Source organism: Rhizobium sophoriradicis (assembly GCF_025200795.1).
Classification (GTDB): domain Bacteria; phylum Pseudomonadota; class Alphaproteobacteria; order Rhizobiales; family Rhizobiaceae; genus Rhizobium; species Rhizobium sophoriradicis.
The window spans coordinates 590,401-607,339 of record NZ_CP104152.1 but is presented as its reverse complement, the minus strand read 5'-3'; the positions used below and the strand labels follow the sequence as shown (position 1 = coordinate 607,339).

The following is a 16,939-nucleotide window of genomic DNA, read 5'->3' as shown; positions in this document are numbered from 1 at the left end:
ATGGTGGATGGGCCGGACCGCGGTTCGGCTTAGCCGTTGACGAAGGCCATGTCGGCCGCCGTCAGCTCGATGCTGCGCAGCTCGCGATTGACCAGGAAATTCTCGGTTTCCTGCACCGTTTCGGCCAGTTCGACACGGGCGTCGAAGCGGGCGCGGAACGCCTCGATGATCTCGTTGACGATGACCTCGGGCGCGGAAGCGCCGGCGGAAAGGCCGAGCGTCGAGATCGCACCGATCTCGTCCCAGTCGAGTTCGGCGGCGCGTTGCACCAGGATCGATTTCTTCGCCCCTGCCCTCAGCGCCACTTCGACCAAACGCTTGGAATTGGAGGAATTCGGCGCGCCGACGATGATGAAGAGATCGCAGCCGGGGGCCGCCTGCTTCACCACTTCCTGGCGATTGGTCGTCGCATAACAGATCGAATCGGCCGCCGGCGCTGTGAGCTTGGGAAAACGCTCCTGCAGGCGGGCGATGACGCCGGCCGTATCGTCGACCGACAGCGTCGTCTGGGTGACATAGCCGAGATTGTCCGGGTCGGCGGGCGCGTAGGCGTCGGCATCCTCGATCGTCTCGATCAGCGAGACAGAGCCCTCCGGCAGCTGTCCCATCGTGCCGATCACCTCAGGATGACCGGCATGGCCGATCAGGACGACATGGCGGCCGAGGCGGTTGTGGCGCATCGCCTGCTTGTGGACCTTGGAAACCAGCGGACAGGTGGCGTCGAGATAGAAGAGGTTTCGGCTAACCGCATCCTCCGGCACGGATTTCGGCACGCCATGGGCGGAGAAGACCACCGGCTGGGCGCGATGCTCGGCCGGGATCTCGTCCAGTTCCTCGACGAAGACGGCGCCCTTGGCCTCCAGCCCCTCGACGACATAACGATTGTGGACGATCTCGTGGCGCACATAGACCGGAGCGCCATAGGATTTCAGCGCCAGCACGACGATCTGGATGGCGCGGTCGACGCCGGCGCAGAAGCCGCGCGGCCCGCAGAGCCTGATCGTCAGGGGAGGTTTCGCCGCAATATTCATGTCTTTTCCGTCAAGAATTCATATTCCTGTACCTGTCACAGGAATGAGGGAGAACGTGGCCAGGTCCAGCTTCAACAGCGACGTCCCGCGAGGTCGTAATCGACGTCTAGCCCAATATAGTCGAGAATTGAAGCGATACTATTGCGAGTGTTTGTTGCCCGGCTTGCGGAACCAGGAGATCGCCACCACGACGACGAGCACGGCGGCCAGGCCATACCAGGTGAAGGCATATTGCAGATGGTCGTTCGGCAGATCGACCTGGGTGACGCCGCCGATCGGCAGGCCGGCCGGATTGGGCGCTGAATCGGCATCGACGAAAAAGGGGATGACACGCCCCTTCTCCAGCCCGACGCTGTCGGCCATGACGTCGAGGTCCTTCCAGTAGAAGATGTTCTTGGCGACGTCATTGTCCGGCACCAGCGAGGAGGGCTTGCCGGGAAGTTTTGCCCGCGCCAGGCCGGTGACGGTCTGCTGATCCGTCAACTGGCCCTGCATGCGCATTTCCGGTTCCTTGTTCTCATAGGGAACGAAGCCGCGATTGACGAAGAGGACCCGGCCGTCGGCAAGCTCGAGCGGGGTGTAGACGTAAAAGCCGGTCTGGCCGCGCCAGGTGGCGAAGAAATGCCGCTCCTTGTTGTTGATATAGCGGCCGGTAGCGGTGACCTTGCGGTATTCGATGTCGCCGCCGGATGCCGCGATTGCCTCGATATCGGCGAGCGGCACGGGCGCGGCAGCCTGGCGCGCGGCGATATCGGCGAGCAGGCCCTCTTTCCAGTGGAGACGCTCCACCTGCCAGGTGCCGAGCGAGATCAGGATGGCGAGCGCAATCAGCACCAGCACGCCTGTTATCACAGGCAGCCGGCGGCGCGGGGCGGCGCGGTCCATATCAGTCACTCAGGCGTCCCTCGCGGGCATTGTGGCGGTATTGCATGGCGATCAGGATGCCCTTGAACCAGCGCAGCGTCAGCAGCGACAGGATGATCGTCAGCGGCCCGAACAGCAGGATATGCACCCAGATCGGTGGGCCGTAATTCACCTGCAGCCAGAGCACCATGCCGATGATGACAAAGCCGACGATCAGGATGACGAAGACAGCAGGACCGTCGCCGGAATCGGCGAAGGAATAATCGAGGCCGCAGCAGGCGCAATGCGGCTTTACCCCGAGCAGGCCATCGAACAGCTGGCCTTGACCGCAGCGCGGGCAGCAGCCCTTGATACCTGTTTTAACAGGATCGACGGGGGGAAAATGAGCGCTGTCCTCGTTCATGCCATTCCTTCCCGCAGTTGCCTTCGCGGTCGCGGCTTGTTCAATGCTGCCTTAACTCTCCCATAATGTATTCGCATCCCGAATGGAAAGGCCTGCGCGGTTTCGCCTCACCGATTCGCGCCAAACAGAAGAAGAAGAAGAACGATGACCCATGACAGCCATGCAGGGCAGATCATCATCCTGAACGGTGCCCCGCGGAGCGGCAAATCCAGCATCGCCCGGGCAATCCAGGAGGAATTCGAGGGACCGTGGATCAACCTCGGCGTCGACAGCTACAATGCCATGACGCCACGGCGCTATTTGCCCGGCATCGGCCTCAGACCCGGCGGCGAGCGGCCGGAGTTGGAAGAGCTGATACCATTCCTCTATGCCGCCCTCTATGAATCGATCGCCATCCATGCCGGGCTCGGCCTCAACGTCGTCGCCGATCTCGGCCATCACGACAGCTACTCACAGCCGCTCGGCATTCTCGGCGATTGCGCCCGGCGCCTTGAAGGATTTTCCGTGCTGTTCGTCGGCGTGCGCTGTCCGATCGAGACGATCATGCAGCGGCGGGAGGTTGCAGAGGAGGGCCGCGAGACACTGTATCTGCGCGCCACCGACGACGTGCCGATCCCCGAACCGGTGCAGCGATGGCAGGACGAAGTGCACCGGCCCGGCATTTACGACATCGAGGTCGATACGTCGGTGCTGACCGCTCTGGAATGCGCCGAGGCGATCCGCCACCGGCTCGATCTCGGCAGCCCCGAACCTTCAGCCTTCGAGAGAATCGCTGGCGGGCGCTGATGGCGATAGGATGCCAGCAGGTGTAAGCGGCGTTTGGCGATCAAGCTCGCATTGCTTCCCGCAGCAATTCAATGGTCTGCGTGACGGATCGGCCTTCAACCTGGGGCGGCAGCGCGCGCTCGCAAAACTCGCGCCAGACAAACAGCGTCAGCTCAGCGCCGTCTGTCGGGGTTTCTCCCGGCCCGTCCGCAAAATTCTGAAGCACGCGATAGCGGCTGTCTTTCCAGAACAGTTCCTCCACCCAAGCATAGATCGGGATCACATGAAAATGGATGGGATAGCCGGGAGAGTGTCCAAACCGGCCGATATAAATGCGTTGCGCTCCCAGTTTCCGCTTCAGTACGTCCTGAGCTTTCGCCAGCAATGGACCAAGCTCCGTTAATGCGGCTTCGGACAGATCGGAAAGATCGTTGGTGTCCAGCTTGGAACTGATCATGAGATAACCGGGAAGAGCGGAATTCACCCGGTGGTTCACCAGCCATCCATCCGTCTCGACAACATGAAAACGATCGGGGATCTGCAAATTGCCTACTCCTCTATGAATTCAGGAATTTTGCAGATGGAGCACTCAAGACCTCTCCCGGATCATGCCAATGCTCTATCGATGACAAAGAATGGATGAGTGTCCGCCTCCTGCCAATCGTACGCCTCACTGTTCGTCATGCTCGGCATCCATGCACGCGCTCCGTCTTGTCCCAGGAGATCGCGGGGACGGCCCCCTCATCCGCCTGCCGGCACCTTCTCCCCGTAAACGGGGCGAAGGAGGATAGCCGCGACCTCTCCGTTCCCCACTAACCTCTCGCAGGGCACGTCCCCTCGCCCCGTTTACGGGGAGAGGGTTAGGGTGAGGGGCAGCCATTGTTCCGAACCGGGCAGCCGCGCAATGACGGAGGATGGAGCGAACCATACAAAAAAGGCGGGCACCAGGCCCGCCTTTCGTTTCAATATCTTCCCGATCAACCGGCTGCGACGGGTGCGCCCCAGCCGCCCCAGACGTAGATGCAGAAGAACAGGAACAGCCAGACGACGTCGACGAAGTGCCAGTACCAGGCGGCCGCCTCGAAGCCGAAATGCTGTTTCGGGGTGAAGTCGCCGCGCAGCGCGCGCAGCAGGCAGACCAGCAGGAAAATGGTGCCGACGAGGACGTGGAAACCGTGGAAACCGGTCGCCATGAAGAAGGTCGCGCCGTAGATCGAATTCTTGAAGGCGAAAGGCGCATGAGCATATTCATAGGCCTGGACGGTGGAGAAGAATATGCCGAGCAGCACGGTCAGCGTCAGGCCCTGGATCAAGCCCTTGCGGTCATTGTGCAGCAGCGCATGGTGCGCCCAGGTGACCGTCGTGCCGGACAGCAGCAGGATGACGGTGTTGTAGATCGGCAGGTGCCAGGGATCGAGGACCTCGATGCCCTTCGGCGGCCAGACGCCGCCGGTATAGGCGAGCCGCGAGGCCTGGATTGCCTCGTTCGGATAGAGGCTGGCGTCGAAATAGGCCCAGAACCAGGCGACGAAGAACATCACTTCGGAAGCGATGAACATGATCATGCCGTAGCGCAGGTGCAGCGAGACGACGCGGGTATGGGCGCCCTCATGGGCTTCCTTCACCGTATCGGCCCACCAGCCGTACATGACGTAGAGAACCAGCACGAGGCCGATATAGAAGAGCCAGGGATTGGCGAGCTCGGCGCCGGCAACCTTGAACGAGCCGCCGTTCAGGTAGCGCATGTAGCAGACGCCGCCGATCGCCATGATGAAGGCGCCGAACGAGGCGAGAATCGGCCACGGGCTCGGATCGATGATGTGGTAGTCGTGATTCTTCTGGTGCGCATCGGCCATGTAGCTATCCCCGGATGTCTTCCTCACTTCGCTCCCGGCATAGCCGGAAACGAGCCTTGATCAAAGTTTCTTTTCTATCTTCACCGCTCCACCCTCATTCGAAGCGACAGGCTTCGGACCCTCTTTCGGATAGAACGTATATGACAACGTCACCGTGTGGATATCCTTCGATTCCACCGCCTTGACGATATCAGGGTCGATGTAGAACACGACCGGCATTTCCAGCTTCTCGCCCGGCTTCAGGTCCGTGTCGGTAAAGCAGAAACATTGCACCTTGTTGAAATAGGCGCCCGCTTCGCCCGGCGTGACGTTGAACACCGCCTGGCCGCGCTGGATCTCGTTCGAGCGATTCTCGGCGACGAAATTGACCTGGATGGTTTCGCCGATCTTCGGATTGACCTCGCGCTCGACCGGCTTGAAATTCCATTGCAGGCCCGGCGCAACATTGGCGTCGAAGGTCACCCGCATCTTGCGGTCGAGGACGACGCTCGACATCTGCTCGACGCGCTGGGTCGTGCCGTTATAGCCCGTCACCTGGCAGAAGAGACGGTAGAGCGGCACGGCGGCATAGCTCATCGCCCCCATGCCGAAGACGAAGCTCAGGCACATCATGACGACGGCGCCGTTGTTGCGCCCCTGCTTCCTCGGTGCGGCGGCCTTGTCGCTCATCCGGCTGCTCCCCCACCCATCTTCACGATCGCCATCACGTAGAAGAGAACGACGAGACCGGCGAGCACCAGCCCGAGGGCGATGTTGCGGTTGCGGCGCGACTTCATCTGCTTTTCGGTGAGCTTGACGAGATCCATCAGAACAAGCCTCCCGCTTGCGAAACCAGCATGGCGGCCAGCCGGTCGATCATCAGGGCGGAGAAGACGGCGAACAGATAGAAGATCGAGAAGGCGAAGAGCTTCTTTGCCGGGATCATCTTCAGATCGCCGTCCGGCATGCGCCAGACCGCGATGGAACAGTAGACGAAGATCGCCCCGAGGGCGGCGGCGACGAGGCCGTAACCGTAGCTGGCAAAACCGAGGAAGGACGGCAGGACCGCACAGACGGCCGTCAGCACCGCATAAGCGACGATTTGATGTTTGGTGACCCGCTCGCCGGAAACATTCGGCAGCATCGGCACGCCGACAGCCTCGTAATCGCGCATCTTGAAGAGGGCAAGCGCCCAGAAATGCGCCGGCGTCCATAGGAAGATGATCAGGAAGAGCACCGTGCTCTCGATCGTCACCGTGTTCGTCACGCAGGCCCAGCCGATCATCGGCGGAAAGGCGCCGGCGGCACCGCCGATGACGATGTTCTGCGGCGTCGAGCGCTTCAGCCACATGGTGTAGATGACGGCGTAGAAGAAGATGGTGAAGGCGAGGATGCCGGCCGACAGCCAGTTGACGGCAAGGCCGAGAATGACGACCGAAAAGCCCGACAGCACCAGGCCGAAGGCCAGCGCCTCGGAGGGCGCGATGCGGCCGGCCGGGATAGGACGCTTGGCGGTGCGGCTCATGACGGCGTCGATATCGGCGTCGTACCACATGTTGAGCGCACCGGAGGCGCCGGCGCCGACGGCGATGCAGAGGATGGCGATCAGGCCGAGGACCGGATTGATATGGCCCGGCGCCAGCACCAGGCCGGCAAAAGCAGTGAAGACCACGAGCGACATCACCCGTGGCTTCAAGAGTTCGAAGTAATCGCGTGCGCTGGCTTCCGACAATTCGCCGTCCTCTGCAAGCGCCTCGTGATTGTCGATGACCGTCATCATTCCGTCCTGAATGTCTCAATGTCAGGACGCCGTATCGAGATGCGGCGTCCTGTTATCCGCACAGTTTACTTGATGCGCGGCAGCTGTTCCCACTGGTGGTAGGGCGGCGGCGAAGGCAGCTGCCATTCGAGCGTCGTCGCGCCTTCGCCCCACGGATTGTCGCCCGCCACGCGCTTCTTGGCGAGGGCCTCGAAGACGCAGAAGAGGAAGACCACCACGCCGAAGGCCGAGATGTAGGAGCCGACGGAGGAGACGTAGTTCCAGCCGGCATAGGCATCGGGATAGTCGATGTAGCGGCGCGGCATGCCGGCGAGGCCGAGGAAGTGCTGCGGGAAGAACACCAGGTTGACGCCGATGAACATGATCCAGAAGTGCAGCTTGCCCAGGAATTCGCTGTAGAGGTAGCCGGTCATCTTCGGGAACCAGTAATACCAGCCGGCGAAGATCGCGAAGACGGCGCCGAGCGACAGAACGTAGTGGAAGTGCGCCACGACGTAATAGGTGTCATGCAGCGACCGGTCGAGACCGGCATTGGCGAGCTGGACACCGGTGACGCCGCCGACCGTGAACAGGAAGATGAAGCCGATCGCCCAGAGCATCGGCGTGCGGAACGAGATCGAGCCGCCCCACATCGTCGCGATCCAGGAGAAGATCTTCACGCCCGTCGGAACGGCGATGACCATCGTGGCGAAGACGAAGTAGCGCTGCGCGTCGAGCGACAGGCCGACCGTGTACATGTGGTGGGCCCAGACGACGAAGCCGACGGCGCCGATCGCGACCATGGCGTAGGCCATGCCGAGGTAACCGAAGATCGGCTTCTTCGAGAAGGTCGAGATGATGTGGCTGACCATGCCGAAGCCCGGCAGGATGAGGATGTAGACCTCGGGGTGACCGAAGAACCAGAACAGGTGCTGGTAGAGGATCGGATCGCCGCCGCCTTCCGGAGAAAAGAAGGCCGTGCCGAAATTGCGGTCGGTGAGCATCATGGTGATGCCACCCGCCAGAACCGGCAGCGACAAGAGGAGCAGGAAGGCAGTGATCAGCACCGACCACGCGAACAGCGGCATCTTGTGCAGGGTCATGCCGGGCGCGCGCATGTTGAGGATGGTGGTGATGAAGTTGATCGCACCGAGGATCGACGAGGCGCCGGCAATATGGAGCGCGAAGATCGCAAGGTCGACTGCCGGCCCCGGCATGCCGCTGGTCGACAGCGGCGGATACATCGTCCAACCGCCGCCGGCGCCATAAGCGCCTGCGGGACCTTCAACGAACATCGAAAGCAGCAGCAGGATAAAGGCCGGTACGATCAGCCAGAAGGAGATGTTGTTGAGGCGCGGGAAGGCCATGTCGGGGGCGCCGATCATGATCGGCACCATCCAGTTGGCGAAACCGCCGATCATCGCCGGCATGACCATGAAGAAGATCATGATCAGCGCGTGCGCGGTCGTGAACATGTTGAACATCTGCTTGGCGCCGTCGATTGCGGCATCGCCCTCATAGCCGTAGACCATCGAGGCCAGGCCGTGGAAGATCTGGATGCCCGGCTCCTGCAGCTCCATGCGCATGGCCACCGACAGAGCGCCGCCGATGATGCCGGCAATGATCGCGAAGATCAGGTAGAGCGTGCCGATGTCCTTGTGGTTGGTCGAAAACAGCCAGCGATTGACAAAGCTCGGCGTGTGCCCGTGATCGTGGTCATGATCATGGGCGTGGTCATCATGGGCATGACCGTGAGAATGATCGTCGTGAGCGGAAGGTCCAGCCATTGTCCCGATCCCCTTTAATTACTGTGCTTCGGCGACGTCGACGGTCTTTGCGGGACCATCGGTTGCGGCCATGAGTGTCTTATAGGCGCCGGGCAGGTCGCTGGCGGCCGTGGTCAGCCACTGCTTGTACTTGTCCTCGGAGACGACGCGGATGGCGATCGGCATGAACGCATGGTCCTTGCCGCAAAGCTCGGAACACTGACCGTAGAACAGGCCTTCGCGCTCGGCCTTGAACCAGGTCTCGTTCAGGCGGCCGGGAACGGCGTCGATCTTGACACCGAAGGAGGGCATCGCGAAGGCGTGGATGACGTCGGTCGGCGCGGCAGTGACGAGAACGCGGACGGTCTTGTTGACCGGCAGCACCAGCTCGTTGTCGACGGCGAGAAGCCGGGGATAGACCGACTTGTCTTCCTTGCCTGCGGCGGCACGGTCCTGATCCTTCAGGAGATAGGAATCGAAGGCCAGCGGCGTTTCGCCCGAGCCCTCATATTCATAATTCCACTGCCACTGGGTGGCGGTCGCCTTGACCGTGACGTCAGGATTTTCCGGCAGCGTCAGCTGCGCCGTCAGCAGGTTGAAGGAAGGAATGGCGAGAAGCAGCAGCACCAGGACCGGCCCCACGGTCCAGATGACCTCGATGAGCGTGTTGTGGCTCGTTCTCGAGGGCACCGGATTTGCGCTGGCGCGGAACTTGACGCAGACGAGAATGAGCAGGATCAGAACGAAGAGCGTGATCGGAACGATAAACCACAGGGTATATTGTTCGAACCACTGGATTTCCCGCATGATCGGGGTCGCAGCCGGCTGCAGCGTCGCCTGCCACGGCGTCGGCTGGTCGGCATATGTGCCGGAAGCAAAAAGCAGACAGACCAGCGCGGTCAGAGCTGCATAAGCCTTCTTCATCACCTTATTATCTCCCTCGAGCGCTTGACCTGCAAAACCAATGCAGAATCCTTGCCATCTTCAGCGCTTCAAACCACAGTTTGGCATTTGCCGCAACAGGCCAGAGCAATTGTCTATGCGGCATTTTTGCTTAAAGCATAGGCAGGCCCGAAGGGCAAAACATCACAAGTTTTTCATCAGCATATGAAAAAACACCTTTCCGGCCAATCCGGCCGCCGCACATTCTTGCCGAAAGGTCCAATTTCTGCCGCAGTCCCCCGGTTTTCACGGGGTGGGGCTTTTCATTTCCGGTGGGCAGCTTCAACAATAGCCGCAATGATTCGATATCCAGAGGTTTTCATGGGTTTCCGTTCCCTCGCGCAGTCGCTCGTCGTGACTGTCAGCATCGCGGCTGCCGCGGCGACGCCCGTTTTCGCACAGCAACCCGCTCCCTCCCCAGCCCCGCCCACCGCACCAGCACCGGCCGCCCCGGCGCCTGCCCCGCAGCAGCCGAACGCCGCCAGCCCGAAAGTCGAACCGGTGACGCCCGGCCAGACGCAGCCGCAGGCGCCGGGCACGGTGAAATCCAATCATGGCGCCTGGTCCGTTGTCTGCGACAAGCCGGCCGGCGCTTCGGCCGAACAATGCGCTCTGATGCAGAACGTCATCGCCGAAGACAGGCCGGAAGTCGGGCTTTCCGTCGTCGTCCTGAAGACGGCCGACCGCAAGTCGAAGATCCTGCGCGTGCTTGCACCGCTCGGGGTGCTGCTGCCGAACGGCCTCGGCCTCAATGTCGACGGCAAGGATATCGGCCGCGCCTATTTCGTGCGCTGCTTCGCCGATGGCTGTTATGCCGAAGTCGTGCTCGAGGACGAGTTGCTGAAGACCTTCCGCAGCGGCGCCCAGGCAACCTTCATCGTCTTCCAGACCCCCGAAGAAGGCATCGGCATCCCCGTCGACCTCAAGGGTTTTGCCGAGGGTTTTGACGCGCTGCCGTAAGGGCAATTTCCGTCTCCTGGTCCGCCCCTCATCCGCCTGCCGGCACCTTCTCCCCGCTCGCGGGGCGAAGGGGCATCGCCGCAACCTCTCGGTTCCCCGCCCACGTTTCGCAGGGCACGTCCCCTCTCCCCGCTCACGGGGAGAGGGTTAGGGTGAGGGGCAGCATCCGCTGAACGGGCCAGTGTCGCACAAGACCGAGTACCTTCTCCCAACAAAGAATAATTCCGCCGCAGGGCTTCACTCTTTATCAGGTAGAGCCCTATCTAGGTGAGTAAGCGCATTCCCGCATGCCCATTGGAGCCAGACCATGACCACCGATCTCCTGACGCTTTTCGATGCCGACGAAGCCACGATGCGGGGCCTTGTCGCCGAGGCGCTCGCCGGCGCCGATGACGGCGAGCTCTTCATCGAGCATGCGCAGGCCGAAGCGCTGACCTTCGACAATGGCCGACTGAAGGGCGGCAGCTTCAATACCGAGCAGGGTTTCGGCCTTCGTGCCGTTGCCGGCGAAGCGGTGGGTTATGCGCATGCGGGCGATCTTTCCGTCACGGCGCTGAAACGGGCGGCCGATGCCGTCAGTGCGGTCACGCGCGGTTATGCCGGCAGCTATGCAGCGGCACCCCAGCGCACGAACCGCAAACTCTATGCCGACGAAAATCCGATCGGCTCACCGAGCTTCGAGGAAAAGGTGAAGGTGCTGACCGAGATCGACGCCTATCTCAGGAACAAGAACGACAAGGTGAGACAGGTAACGGCTTCGGTGGCGGCAAGCTGGCAGATGGTCGACATCCTGCGCGCCGACGGTCATCGCGTCCAGGACATCCGTCCGATGACGCGCATCAACATCTCGGTCGTGGTCGGCGATGGCGACCGGCAGGAAAGCGGCTCCTATGGCCAGGGCGGCCGCATCGGCTTCGGCGATTTCATCGCGACGGGAAGCTGGAAGTTCGGCGCCGACGAGGCGCTGCGCCAGGCGCTCGTCAACCTCGAGGCGATCGATGCGCCGGCGGGCACGATGGACGTCGTTCTCGGCTCCGGCTGGCCGGGCGTGATGCTGCACGAGGCGGTCGGTCATGGGCTGGAAGGCGATTTCAACCGCAAGAAGACGTCCGCCTTTGCCGGCCTTCTCGGCCAGATGGTGGCAGCACCCGGCGTTACCGTTGTCGACGACGGCACGATCGACAACCGCCGCGGCTCGATCACCATCGACGACGAGGGCACGCCCTCCGGCTACAACGTGTTGATCGAGAACGGCAAGCTCGTCGGCTATATGCAGGACCGGCAGAACGCCCGGCTGATGGGCATGGCGCCCACCGGCAACGGCCGCCGCCAGGGTTATGCGCATGTGCCGATGCCGCGTATGACCAACACCTACATGCTCGGCGGCGACAAGACGCCGGATGAAATCATCGCCTCGGTGAAGAAGGGCATTTATGCCGTCTCCTTCGGCGGCGGCCAAGTGGATATCACCTCCGGCAAGTTCGTCTTCGGATGCACCGAGGCCTATCTGATCGAGAACGGAAAGGTCGGCGCGCCGATCAAGGGCGCGATGCTGATCGGCAACGGCCCTGATGCGATGAAGAGGGTCACGATGATCGGCAACGACATGAAGCTCGACACCGGCATCGGCAATTGCGGCAAGGCCGGCCAATGGGTTCCGGTCGGCGTCGGCCAGCCGCATCTGCGCATGGATCAGATCACGGTCGGCGGCACGCAGACCTGAGGCGGGAGGAGCTGATGGCGGAGATCGAAATCAGACCTTTTGCCGAAGGCGACGCCGACGACGTGCTGTCGGTGATCCTGCCGATCCAGCGCGAGGAATTCGGCATCGACATCACCGCCGATGCGCAGCCGGACCTGAGGGTCATCCCGGATTTCTACCAATCCGGCAAAGGGCAGTTCTGGGTCGCCGTCAAGGACGGCGCGATCGTCGGCACGCTGGGCTTGAAGGATATCGGCCACAACCAAGCGGCGCTGCGCAAGATGTTCGTCGCCGCCGAGGTGCGCGGCCGCGAACACGGCGTGGCGGCGCTGCTCCTCGATCGCATGTTCGCCCATGCCAGGGACGCCGGCCTCACCGATATCTTCCTCGGCACGACCGACAAGTTCGTCGCTGCCCATCGCTTCTACGAGAAGAACGGTTTTACCGAGATTGCCAGGAGCGCCCTGCCCCGCGCCTTCCCGCTGATGGCGGTGGACAACAAGTTCTATCGCTACAAGCTCGGCTGATTCACGCAGCCGATATGCCTTAGCTCTTCGGCAGCTCCGCCGGCTGAAACAGCCACTTGCGTTCGATCGCCGCGGCAAGATCGATATCGTTGCTGCGGGCAAACAGCAGCAGGTGGCCGAGGAGGTCGGCGGTCTCGTCGGCCAGATCGCGCCGCATTTCCTCGGGCGAACGGCCCTTGGCACGACCCCGGCCGGTCAGCCGGTTCCAGGCCTGTGTCAACTCGCCCATTTCTTCCTGCAGCTTCAAGAGAAACCAATCGGCATCGCGTTCGATACCGTTTGCAGCGACATGGGCGGCGGATGAGATTTCGAACTGGTCGGCAAGACGACGCAACATCAGCGTTCTCCTTTTGTTTATGGAGGAGACGCTGATTCCCGATGCTTGTCCAGAGTGGATTAACTTGAGTGCCGGGCGGCGATCAGCCGTGGTCCGGCAGCAGCATGCAGTCATAGGAGCGCTGCTTCAGCGCATCGCAAGCCGAGACGGCGGCATCCCTGCTGGCGAAGCCGACGAAGCGGGCACGGTAGATCCGGTTGGCGCCCTCCCCAACCGCCTCGGTATAGGGCGAGGCTGAAACGAGCGGCGCGCCGCCTTCCGACTGCGCCTGGGCGAGAAGGGCACGCGCCGCATCGGCGCTCGGGGCGGCCGAGATCTGGATCTGCCAGTCGCCATCGGCCTTTTTCGCCGAGGTCTTCGATGTCTTGCCGGCGTTCAGGATCTCGTCCATCGCGACCGGACGGTCCAACGGCACGACGGCGTCATCGGCATAGGCCAGGCTCTTCGACGCGAGGTCGTCGGCAGGGCGCGGCGCGTTGAGCGGCACCGGAACGTCGGACGCATCGGCGGCGGAAGCGACTTCGACGGCCTCCTTGGCGCCGACACTCGCCATCAGCCTGGCGCCGCCGGAAGACGAGGCGCGACCGAGATAGCGGTCGAGCAGCGCCGCCATCTTGGCGTCGCGGCTGCGGGCGGTGCGGCCGCCGAGCACGACGCCGACGACGCGGCGGTTGCCGTCCCTGACGGCGCTGACGAGATTGAAGCCGGAGGCGTTGGTATAGCCCGTCTTGATGCCGTCCATGCCCTGGTAGCGGTACATGAGGTTATTGTGACCGCGCACGGTCTTGCCGCGGAAATTGAAGCTTGCCATCGAAAACAGGCGGTATTCATTCGGATAATTCTTCATCAGCGCCACGCCGAGCATCGACATGTCGCGCGCCGTCGTCACCTGGCTGCTGTTCGGCAGGCCGGATGCGTTGAGGAAGACGGTGCGGCTCATGCCGAGCTGGCGGGCTTTTGCCGTCATCATCCGGGCAAAACCGCTCTCCGAGCCGCCGAGCGTCTCGGCCATGGCGGCGGCGGCGTCATTAGCGGATTTGACGATCATGCCATAGACCGCCTCGCGCACCGTGATGGTGCCGCCCGCTTTGACACCGAGCTTGGTCGGCGGCCGCGCGGCCGCGTATTTCGACATTCTGATCGGCGTATCCCAGGCGATCTTGCCACGCTTCAAGGCCTCGAAGGTGAGATAAAGCGTCATCATCTTCGTCAGAGAGGCCGGATGGTTCAGCGTATCGGCGTTTTCGGCGGCAAGGACCTTGCCGGTGCGGGCATCGAGGATCAGCGAGGCGCTACCGGCAAGAGCCGCAAACGGTGCCGAAACGGCCAGCGTCACGGTCAAAACAGCCGCCAATAGCTTTCTCATGGAATTCCCCCTGATGCGCTGGCTCTCGATGGCCGGCCCTGTGTCGTAATGTGACAGAAGCCGCAAGTTTGTCGCGACTTTGCGGCAACGCCTAACATTTTTCTAGTCTTTTCATCGTCTTGGTTAACAAAAAACGAAAGAAGCTGTGCGCAAACGGGATTCAGCAAGGCTTAAGCCGCTCTTGCTAGTTTGCCGTAAAAGGCGATGGGCGGGGCATGACGGGACAATTGAAGCGGCTGGCAAAACGCGTGGCGATCGGCGCCGGGCTCGAGGCGTCATGGCTGATCGCCTCTGCCGGGCTGATGCGCGAGGCGCGCGGGCGCGGCGTCGTCTTCACGCTGCATCATGTCCGCCCGCATGTGAGCCAGGCCTTCGAGCCGAACGCGCATCTGGAAATCACCCCTGCCTTTCTCGATGCGGCGCTGCGCCGGCTGACGCGGGAGGGCTATCGTTTCGTGCCGCTCGATCGGGTGCCGGCGCTGTTGGCGGAGCCGGAGGGCGGCAGGCCGTTTGCGGCCTTCACGCTCGACGACGGTTACCGCAACAATCTGGAGCATGCGCTGCCGGTATTCGAACGGCACCAGGCGCCGTTCACGGTTTTCGTCAGCCAGGGTTTTGCCGAAGGCTCCCACAGCATCTGGTGGGAGACGCTCGCCGTGCTGCTGCGTAGCCGAAACGAGATCCGTTTCGACTTCGGCGGCGGCCGGGAGCGGCTGGCGCTCGACCGTCCGCAGCAGCAGTGGAACGCCTTCGACCGCTTTGCCGCTTACATCCACCGTACGGACGAGGCACGCGCCGTTGCCGCCATCGACAGCCTGGCGCGGGAAAACGGCATCGAGCCGACGGAAATCGTGCGTGAGCTGGTCATGGGACCCGGTGAGCTGCAATGGCTTGCCAGACGTCCGCTCGCCGCACTTGGGGCACACACGATCAGCCACCGCGCCCTTGCCCGGCTGCCGGCAGCCGAAGCGCGGATAGAGATGCAGGTTTCGGCCGATTATGTCGAGGGGCTGACCGGCATCCGCCCCGATACGATCGCCTATCCCTACGGCACGCCGCAGGCTGCCACCGCCCGCGAGGCGCGGATTGCCGGCGATCTCGGCTTTTCGGTCGCCGTTACCACGCAGCCGGGGCTGCCGGCAGCCGCCAGCACCGCCTATCTGCCGCGCATGTCGCTGAACGGCTTCTACCAGAAGCGGCGCTACGTCTCGGCGCTTGCCTCCGGCATACCGCTGAAGCTCATGGGCAGGTAGGGTTCTCAAGGATACATCCGCACCTTTTCCCACGCCCCGACCGGTGACGGGCGGCGGAATTCGATGCGGTCATGCAGGCGGAATGCCTGATCCTTCCAGAATTCGATCGAGGTCGGCCGAATGCGGAAGCCAGACCAGTGGGAGGGCCGCGGAATATCGCCGATGGCATAGCGGGCGGTATATTCGGCCACCGCCTTCTCGAGCGCGAATCGGCTTTCGAGCGGGCGGGATTGTTTGGAAGCCCAGGCGCCGATGCGGCTACCGCGCGCCCGTGTTTGGAAATAGGCGTCGGCCTCGGCGTCGCTGACGATCTCGACCGGGCCGCGCAGTCTGACCTGCCGGCGCAGGCTTTTCCAGTGGAAACACATGGCGGCTTTCTTCTGACCCAAGATTTCGTGACCTTTCCGGCTCTCGAAATTGGTGTAGAAGACGAAACCGTCGTCATCGAATCCCTTCAGGAGAACCATGCGGACATTGGGAAGACCATCCTCGTCGACCGTCGCCAGCGCCACGGCATTCGGATCGTTCGGCTCCGAGGCCTCCGCCTCCTTCAGCCATTCGGCAAAGAGCTTGAAGGGCTCGCCACTTTCGGTAAAGTCACCGCTTGTTAACTCGTTTGCCGACATATTGGTTCAAATGCCCCGGATTATTCAAAACTCGCCCAGCTTTTGATGACTGGACAGGATGCAGGGTGGAAGTCATAGCAAAGTCATATCGCCATACAAAGGGCCTGCGGCAACGCGCCAGCGCCTTCCTGGTCATCGGCGCCGCAATGCTGTCGCTTTCCGGCTGCGTTGGCGGCGGCATGGATTTCTTGAGCGAAGCCAAGGTCGACCGGTCGGTGGCGACAGGCACGGTGCCGCAGACGCCGCCGAGCACCGACACGCTTTCGGACGAGATGACGGTGCGCAACGCCGTAACTTCGGCAGATGTGAACAGGCTCGAAGGCCAGCCGCTTCCCTGGGCGAACGCATCGACCGGCAGCGCCGGCGTCATCGATACGATCGTCGAGAATAACGAATCCGGCCAGGTCTGCCGGCAGTTCCGCACCACCCGGCATTCCTATGTCGGCATTGCCAAATTCTACGGCAAGACCTGCCTCGTCGGCGGCGGCAACTGGCAACTCCTGAGCTTCCAGCCGGAAAGCTGACGCTAATCCGGCGGGAAAAGCTGACACTAATCCGGCGCGCCGACAGGTTAACGCCTGCCGGCTTTCCGCCGAATGCTTAGCAAAGAGCTAACCATTTCCGGCAAAACACTCCCAATCCCTCCACAGAAATAAGAAGTGATTAGCAACTCGGCCGCACGATCGGCGTTGAGAGTGGCTCTGCCTGCCTTCGCGGCCGGTGGCGCCTCACAGCGTTAATATTGGACTTTGATATTGGGCGGGAATGCCGGGCAAGGACAGGCGCCCGCATCGCAACACCGG

The 16,939-nt window shown here is 62.3% G+C and carries 19 protein-coding genes; 6 read left to right on the top strand and 13 right to left on the bottom strand.

Annotated features, from left to right (window positions below):
* Positions 1-29: 29 nt before the first annotated feature.
* The 3 genes from ispH to N2597_RS02870 all read right to left on the bottom strand — a co-directional run bounded on the left by ispH (position 30) and on the right by N2597_RS02870 (position 2,298).
* Entirely contained in the window at positions 30-1,031 is a 1,002-nt protein-coding gene (gene ispH, locus N2597_RS02880; protein WP_039618273.1) for a 4-hydroxy-3-methylbut-2-enyl diphosphate reductase, read from the bottom strand.
* 138 nt (positions 1,032-1,169) lie between these two features.
* A complete protein-coding gene (locus N2597_RS02875; protein WP_096762590.1) occupies positions 1,170-1,925 on the bottom strand; it encodes an SURF1 family protein in 756 nt (251 codons plus the stop codon).
* The gene (locus N2597_RS02870; RefSeq protein WP_096762591.1) at positions 1,918-2,298 is read right to left on the bottom strand and encodes a DUF983 domain-containing protein; all 381 of its coding nucleotides are present in this window, start codon (positions 2,296-2,298) and stop codon (positions 1,918-1,920) included. The genes N2597_RS02875 and N2597_RS02870 overlap by 8 nt, the downstream gene beginning before the upstream one ends.
* 144 nt (positions 2,299-2,442) lie before the next feature.
* On the opposite strand from N2597_RS02870, the gene N2597_RS02865 reads away from it, so the two are divergent.
* Positions 2,443-3,084, top strand: coding sequence for a chloramphenicol phosphotransferase CPT family protein (locus tag N2597_RS02865; RefSeq protein ID WP_096762592.1), 642 nt, complete (start codon positions 2,443-2,445; stop codon positions 3,082-3,084).
* A gap of 40 nt (positions 3,085-3,124) precedes the next feature.
* Here N2597_RS02865 and N2597_RS02860 read toward each other — a convergent pair whose 3' ends face one another.
* The 7 genes from N2597_RS02860 to coxB all read right to left on the bottom strand — a co-directional run bounded on the left by N2597_RS02860 (position 3,125) and on the right by coxB (position 9,347).
* The gene (locus N2597_RS02860; RefSeq protein ID WP_009992277.1) at positions 3,125-3,607 is read right to left on the bottom strand and encodes an HIT family protein; all 483 of its coding nucleotides are present in this window, start codon (positions 3,605-3,607) and stop codon (positions 3,125-3,127) included.
* A 433-nt stretch (positions 3,608-4,040) separates the two neighbouring features.
* On the bottom strand, positions 4,041-4,919 hold the full coding sequence (locus N2597_RS02855; protein ID WP_010055616.1) for a cytochrome c oxidase subunit 3: 879 nt from the start codon (positions 4,917-4,919) through the stop codon (positions 4,041-4,043).
* A 60-nt stretch (positions 4,920-4,979) separates the two neighbouring features.
* Positions 4,980-5,588: a cytochrome c oxidase assembly protein gene (locus N2597_RS02850; protein WP_077990962.1), complete on the bottom strand. Its 609-nt coding sequence runs from the start codon at positions 5,586-5,588 to the stop codon at positions 4,980-4,982.
* Positions 5,585-5,725 (bottom strand): cytochrome c oxidase system small membrane protein, encoded by a 141-nt coding sequence (locus N2597_RS02845; RefSeq protein WP_038687313.1) that lies wholly within the window; start codon positions 5,723-5,725, stop codon positions 5,585-5,587. The genes N2597_RS02850 and N2597_RS02845 overlap by 4 nt, the downstream gene beginning before the upstream one ends.
* Positions 5,725-6,675 (bottom strand): heme o synthase, encoded by a 951-nt coding sequence (locus N2597_RS02840; RefSeq protein WP_077991119.1) that lies wholly within the window; start codon positions 6,673-6,675, stop codon positions 5,725-5,727. The genes N2597_RS02845 and N2597_RS02840 overlap by 1 nt, the downstream gene beginning before the upstream one ends.
* A 68-nt stretch (positions 6,676-6,743) precedes the next feature.
* Positions 6,744-8,444 carry a cytochrome c oxidase subunit I gene (gene ctaD, locus N2597_RS02835; RefSeq protein WP_038687311.1) on the bottom strand — a complete coding sequence of 567 codons (1,701 nt, stop codon included), beginning with the start codon at positions 8,442-8,444 and terminating at the stop codon, positions 6,744-6,746.
* 18 nt (positions 8,445-8,462) lie between these two features.
* On the bottom strand, positions 8,463-9,347 hold the full coding sequence (coxB, locus tag N2597_RS02830) for a cytochrome c oxidase subunit II (protein ID WP_077990963.1): 885 nt from the start codon (positions 9,345-9,347) through the stop codon (positions 8,463-8,465).
* A 315-nt stretch (positions 9,348-9,662) separates the two neighbouring features.
* Here coxB and N2597_RS02825 point away from each other — a divergent pair, with 315 nt between their 5' ends.
* The 3 genes from N2597_RS02825 to N2597_RS02815 all read left to right on the top strand — a co-directional run bounded on the left by N2597_RS02825 (position 9,663) and on the right by N2597_RS02815 (position 12,554).
* A complete protein-coding gene (locus tag N2597_RS02825) occupies positions 9,663-10,325 on the top strand; it encodes an invasion associated locus B family protein (RefSeq protein WP_077990964.1) in 663 nt (220 codons plus the stop codon).
* Positions 10,326-10,632: 307 nt separating this feature from the next.
* Positions 10,633-12,048 (top strand): metalloprotease TldD, encoded by a 1,416-nt coding sequence (gene tldD, locus N2597_RS02820; RefSeq protein ID WP_096762593.1) that lies wholly within the window; start codon positions 10,633-10,635, stop codon positions 12,046-12,048.
* A gap of 14 nt (positions 12,049-12,062) precedes the next feature.
* Positions 12,063-12,554, top strand: a complete 492-nt coding sequence (locus N2597_RS02815; protein ID WP_096762594.1) for a GNAT family N-acetyltransferase — start codon at positions 12,063-12,065, stop codon at positions 12,552-12,554.
* A gap of 19 nt (positions 12,555-12,573) precedes the next feature.
* Here N2597_RS02815 and N2597_RS02810 read toward each other — a convergent pair whose 3' ends face one another.
* Together N2597_RS02810 and N2597_RS02805 are read right to left on the bottom strand one after the other, a co-directional pair.
* Positions 12,574-12,891 (bottom strand): pyrophosphohydrolase domain-containing protein, encoded by a 318-nt coding sequence (locus tag N2597_RS02810; protein ID WP_009990581.1) that lies wholly within the window; start codon positions 12,889-12,891, stop codon positions 12,574-12,576.
* 82 nt (positions 12,892-12,973) lie between these two features.
* Entirely contained in the window at positions 12,974-14,257 is a 1,284-nt protein-coding gene (locus N2597_RS02805) for a D-alanyl-D-alanine carboxypeptidase family protein (protein ID WP_183599167.1), read from the bottom strand.
* Between the two features lie 215 nt (positions 14,258-14,472).
* On the opposite strand from N2597_RS02805, the gene N2597_RS02800 reads away from it, so the two are divergent.
* The gene (locus tag N2597_RS02800) at positions 14,473-15,510 is read left to right on the top strand and encodes a polysaccharide deacetylase family protein (protein WP_096762596.1); all 1,038 of its coding nucleotides are present in this window, start codon (positions 14,473-14,475) and stop codon (positions 15,508-15,510) included.
* A 5-nt stretch (positions 15,511-15,515) separates the two neighbouring features.
* Here the strand turns inward: N2597_RS02800 and pdxH are convergent, their stop codons facing one another.
* Positions 15,516-16,136, bottom strand: a complete 621-nt coding sequence (pdxH, locus tag N2597_RS02795; RefSeq protein WP_096762597.1) for a pyridoxamine 5'-phosphate oxidase — start codon at positions 16,134-16,136, stop codon at positions 15,516-15,518.
* Positions 16,137-16,201: 65 nt separating this feature from the next.
* Here pdxH and N2597_RS02790 point away from each other — a divergent pair, with 65 nt between their 5' ends.
* Positions 16,202-16,660: an RT0821/Lpp0805 family surface protein gene (locus N2597_RS02790; protein WP_096762598.1), complete on the top strand. Its 459-nt coding sequence runs from the start codon at positions 16,202-16,204 to the stop codon at positions 16,658-16,660.
* Positions 16,661-16,939: the final 279 nt, after the last annotated feature.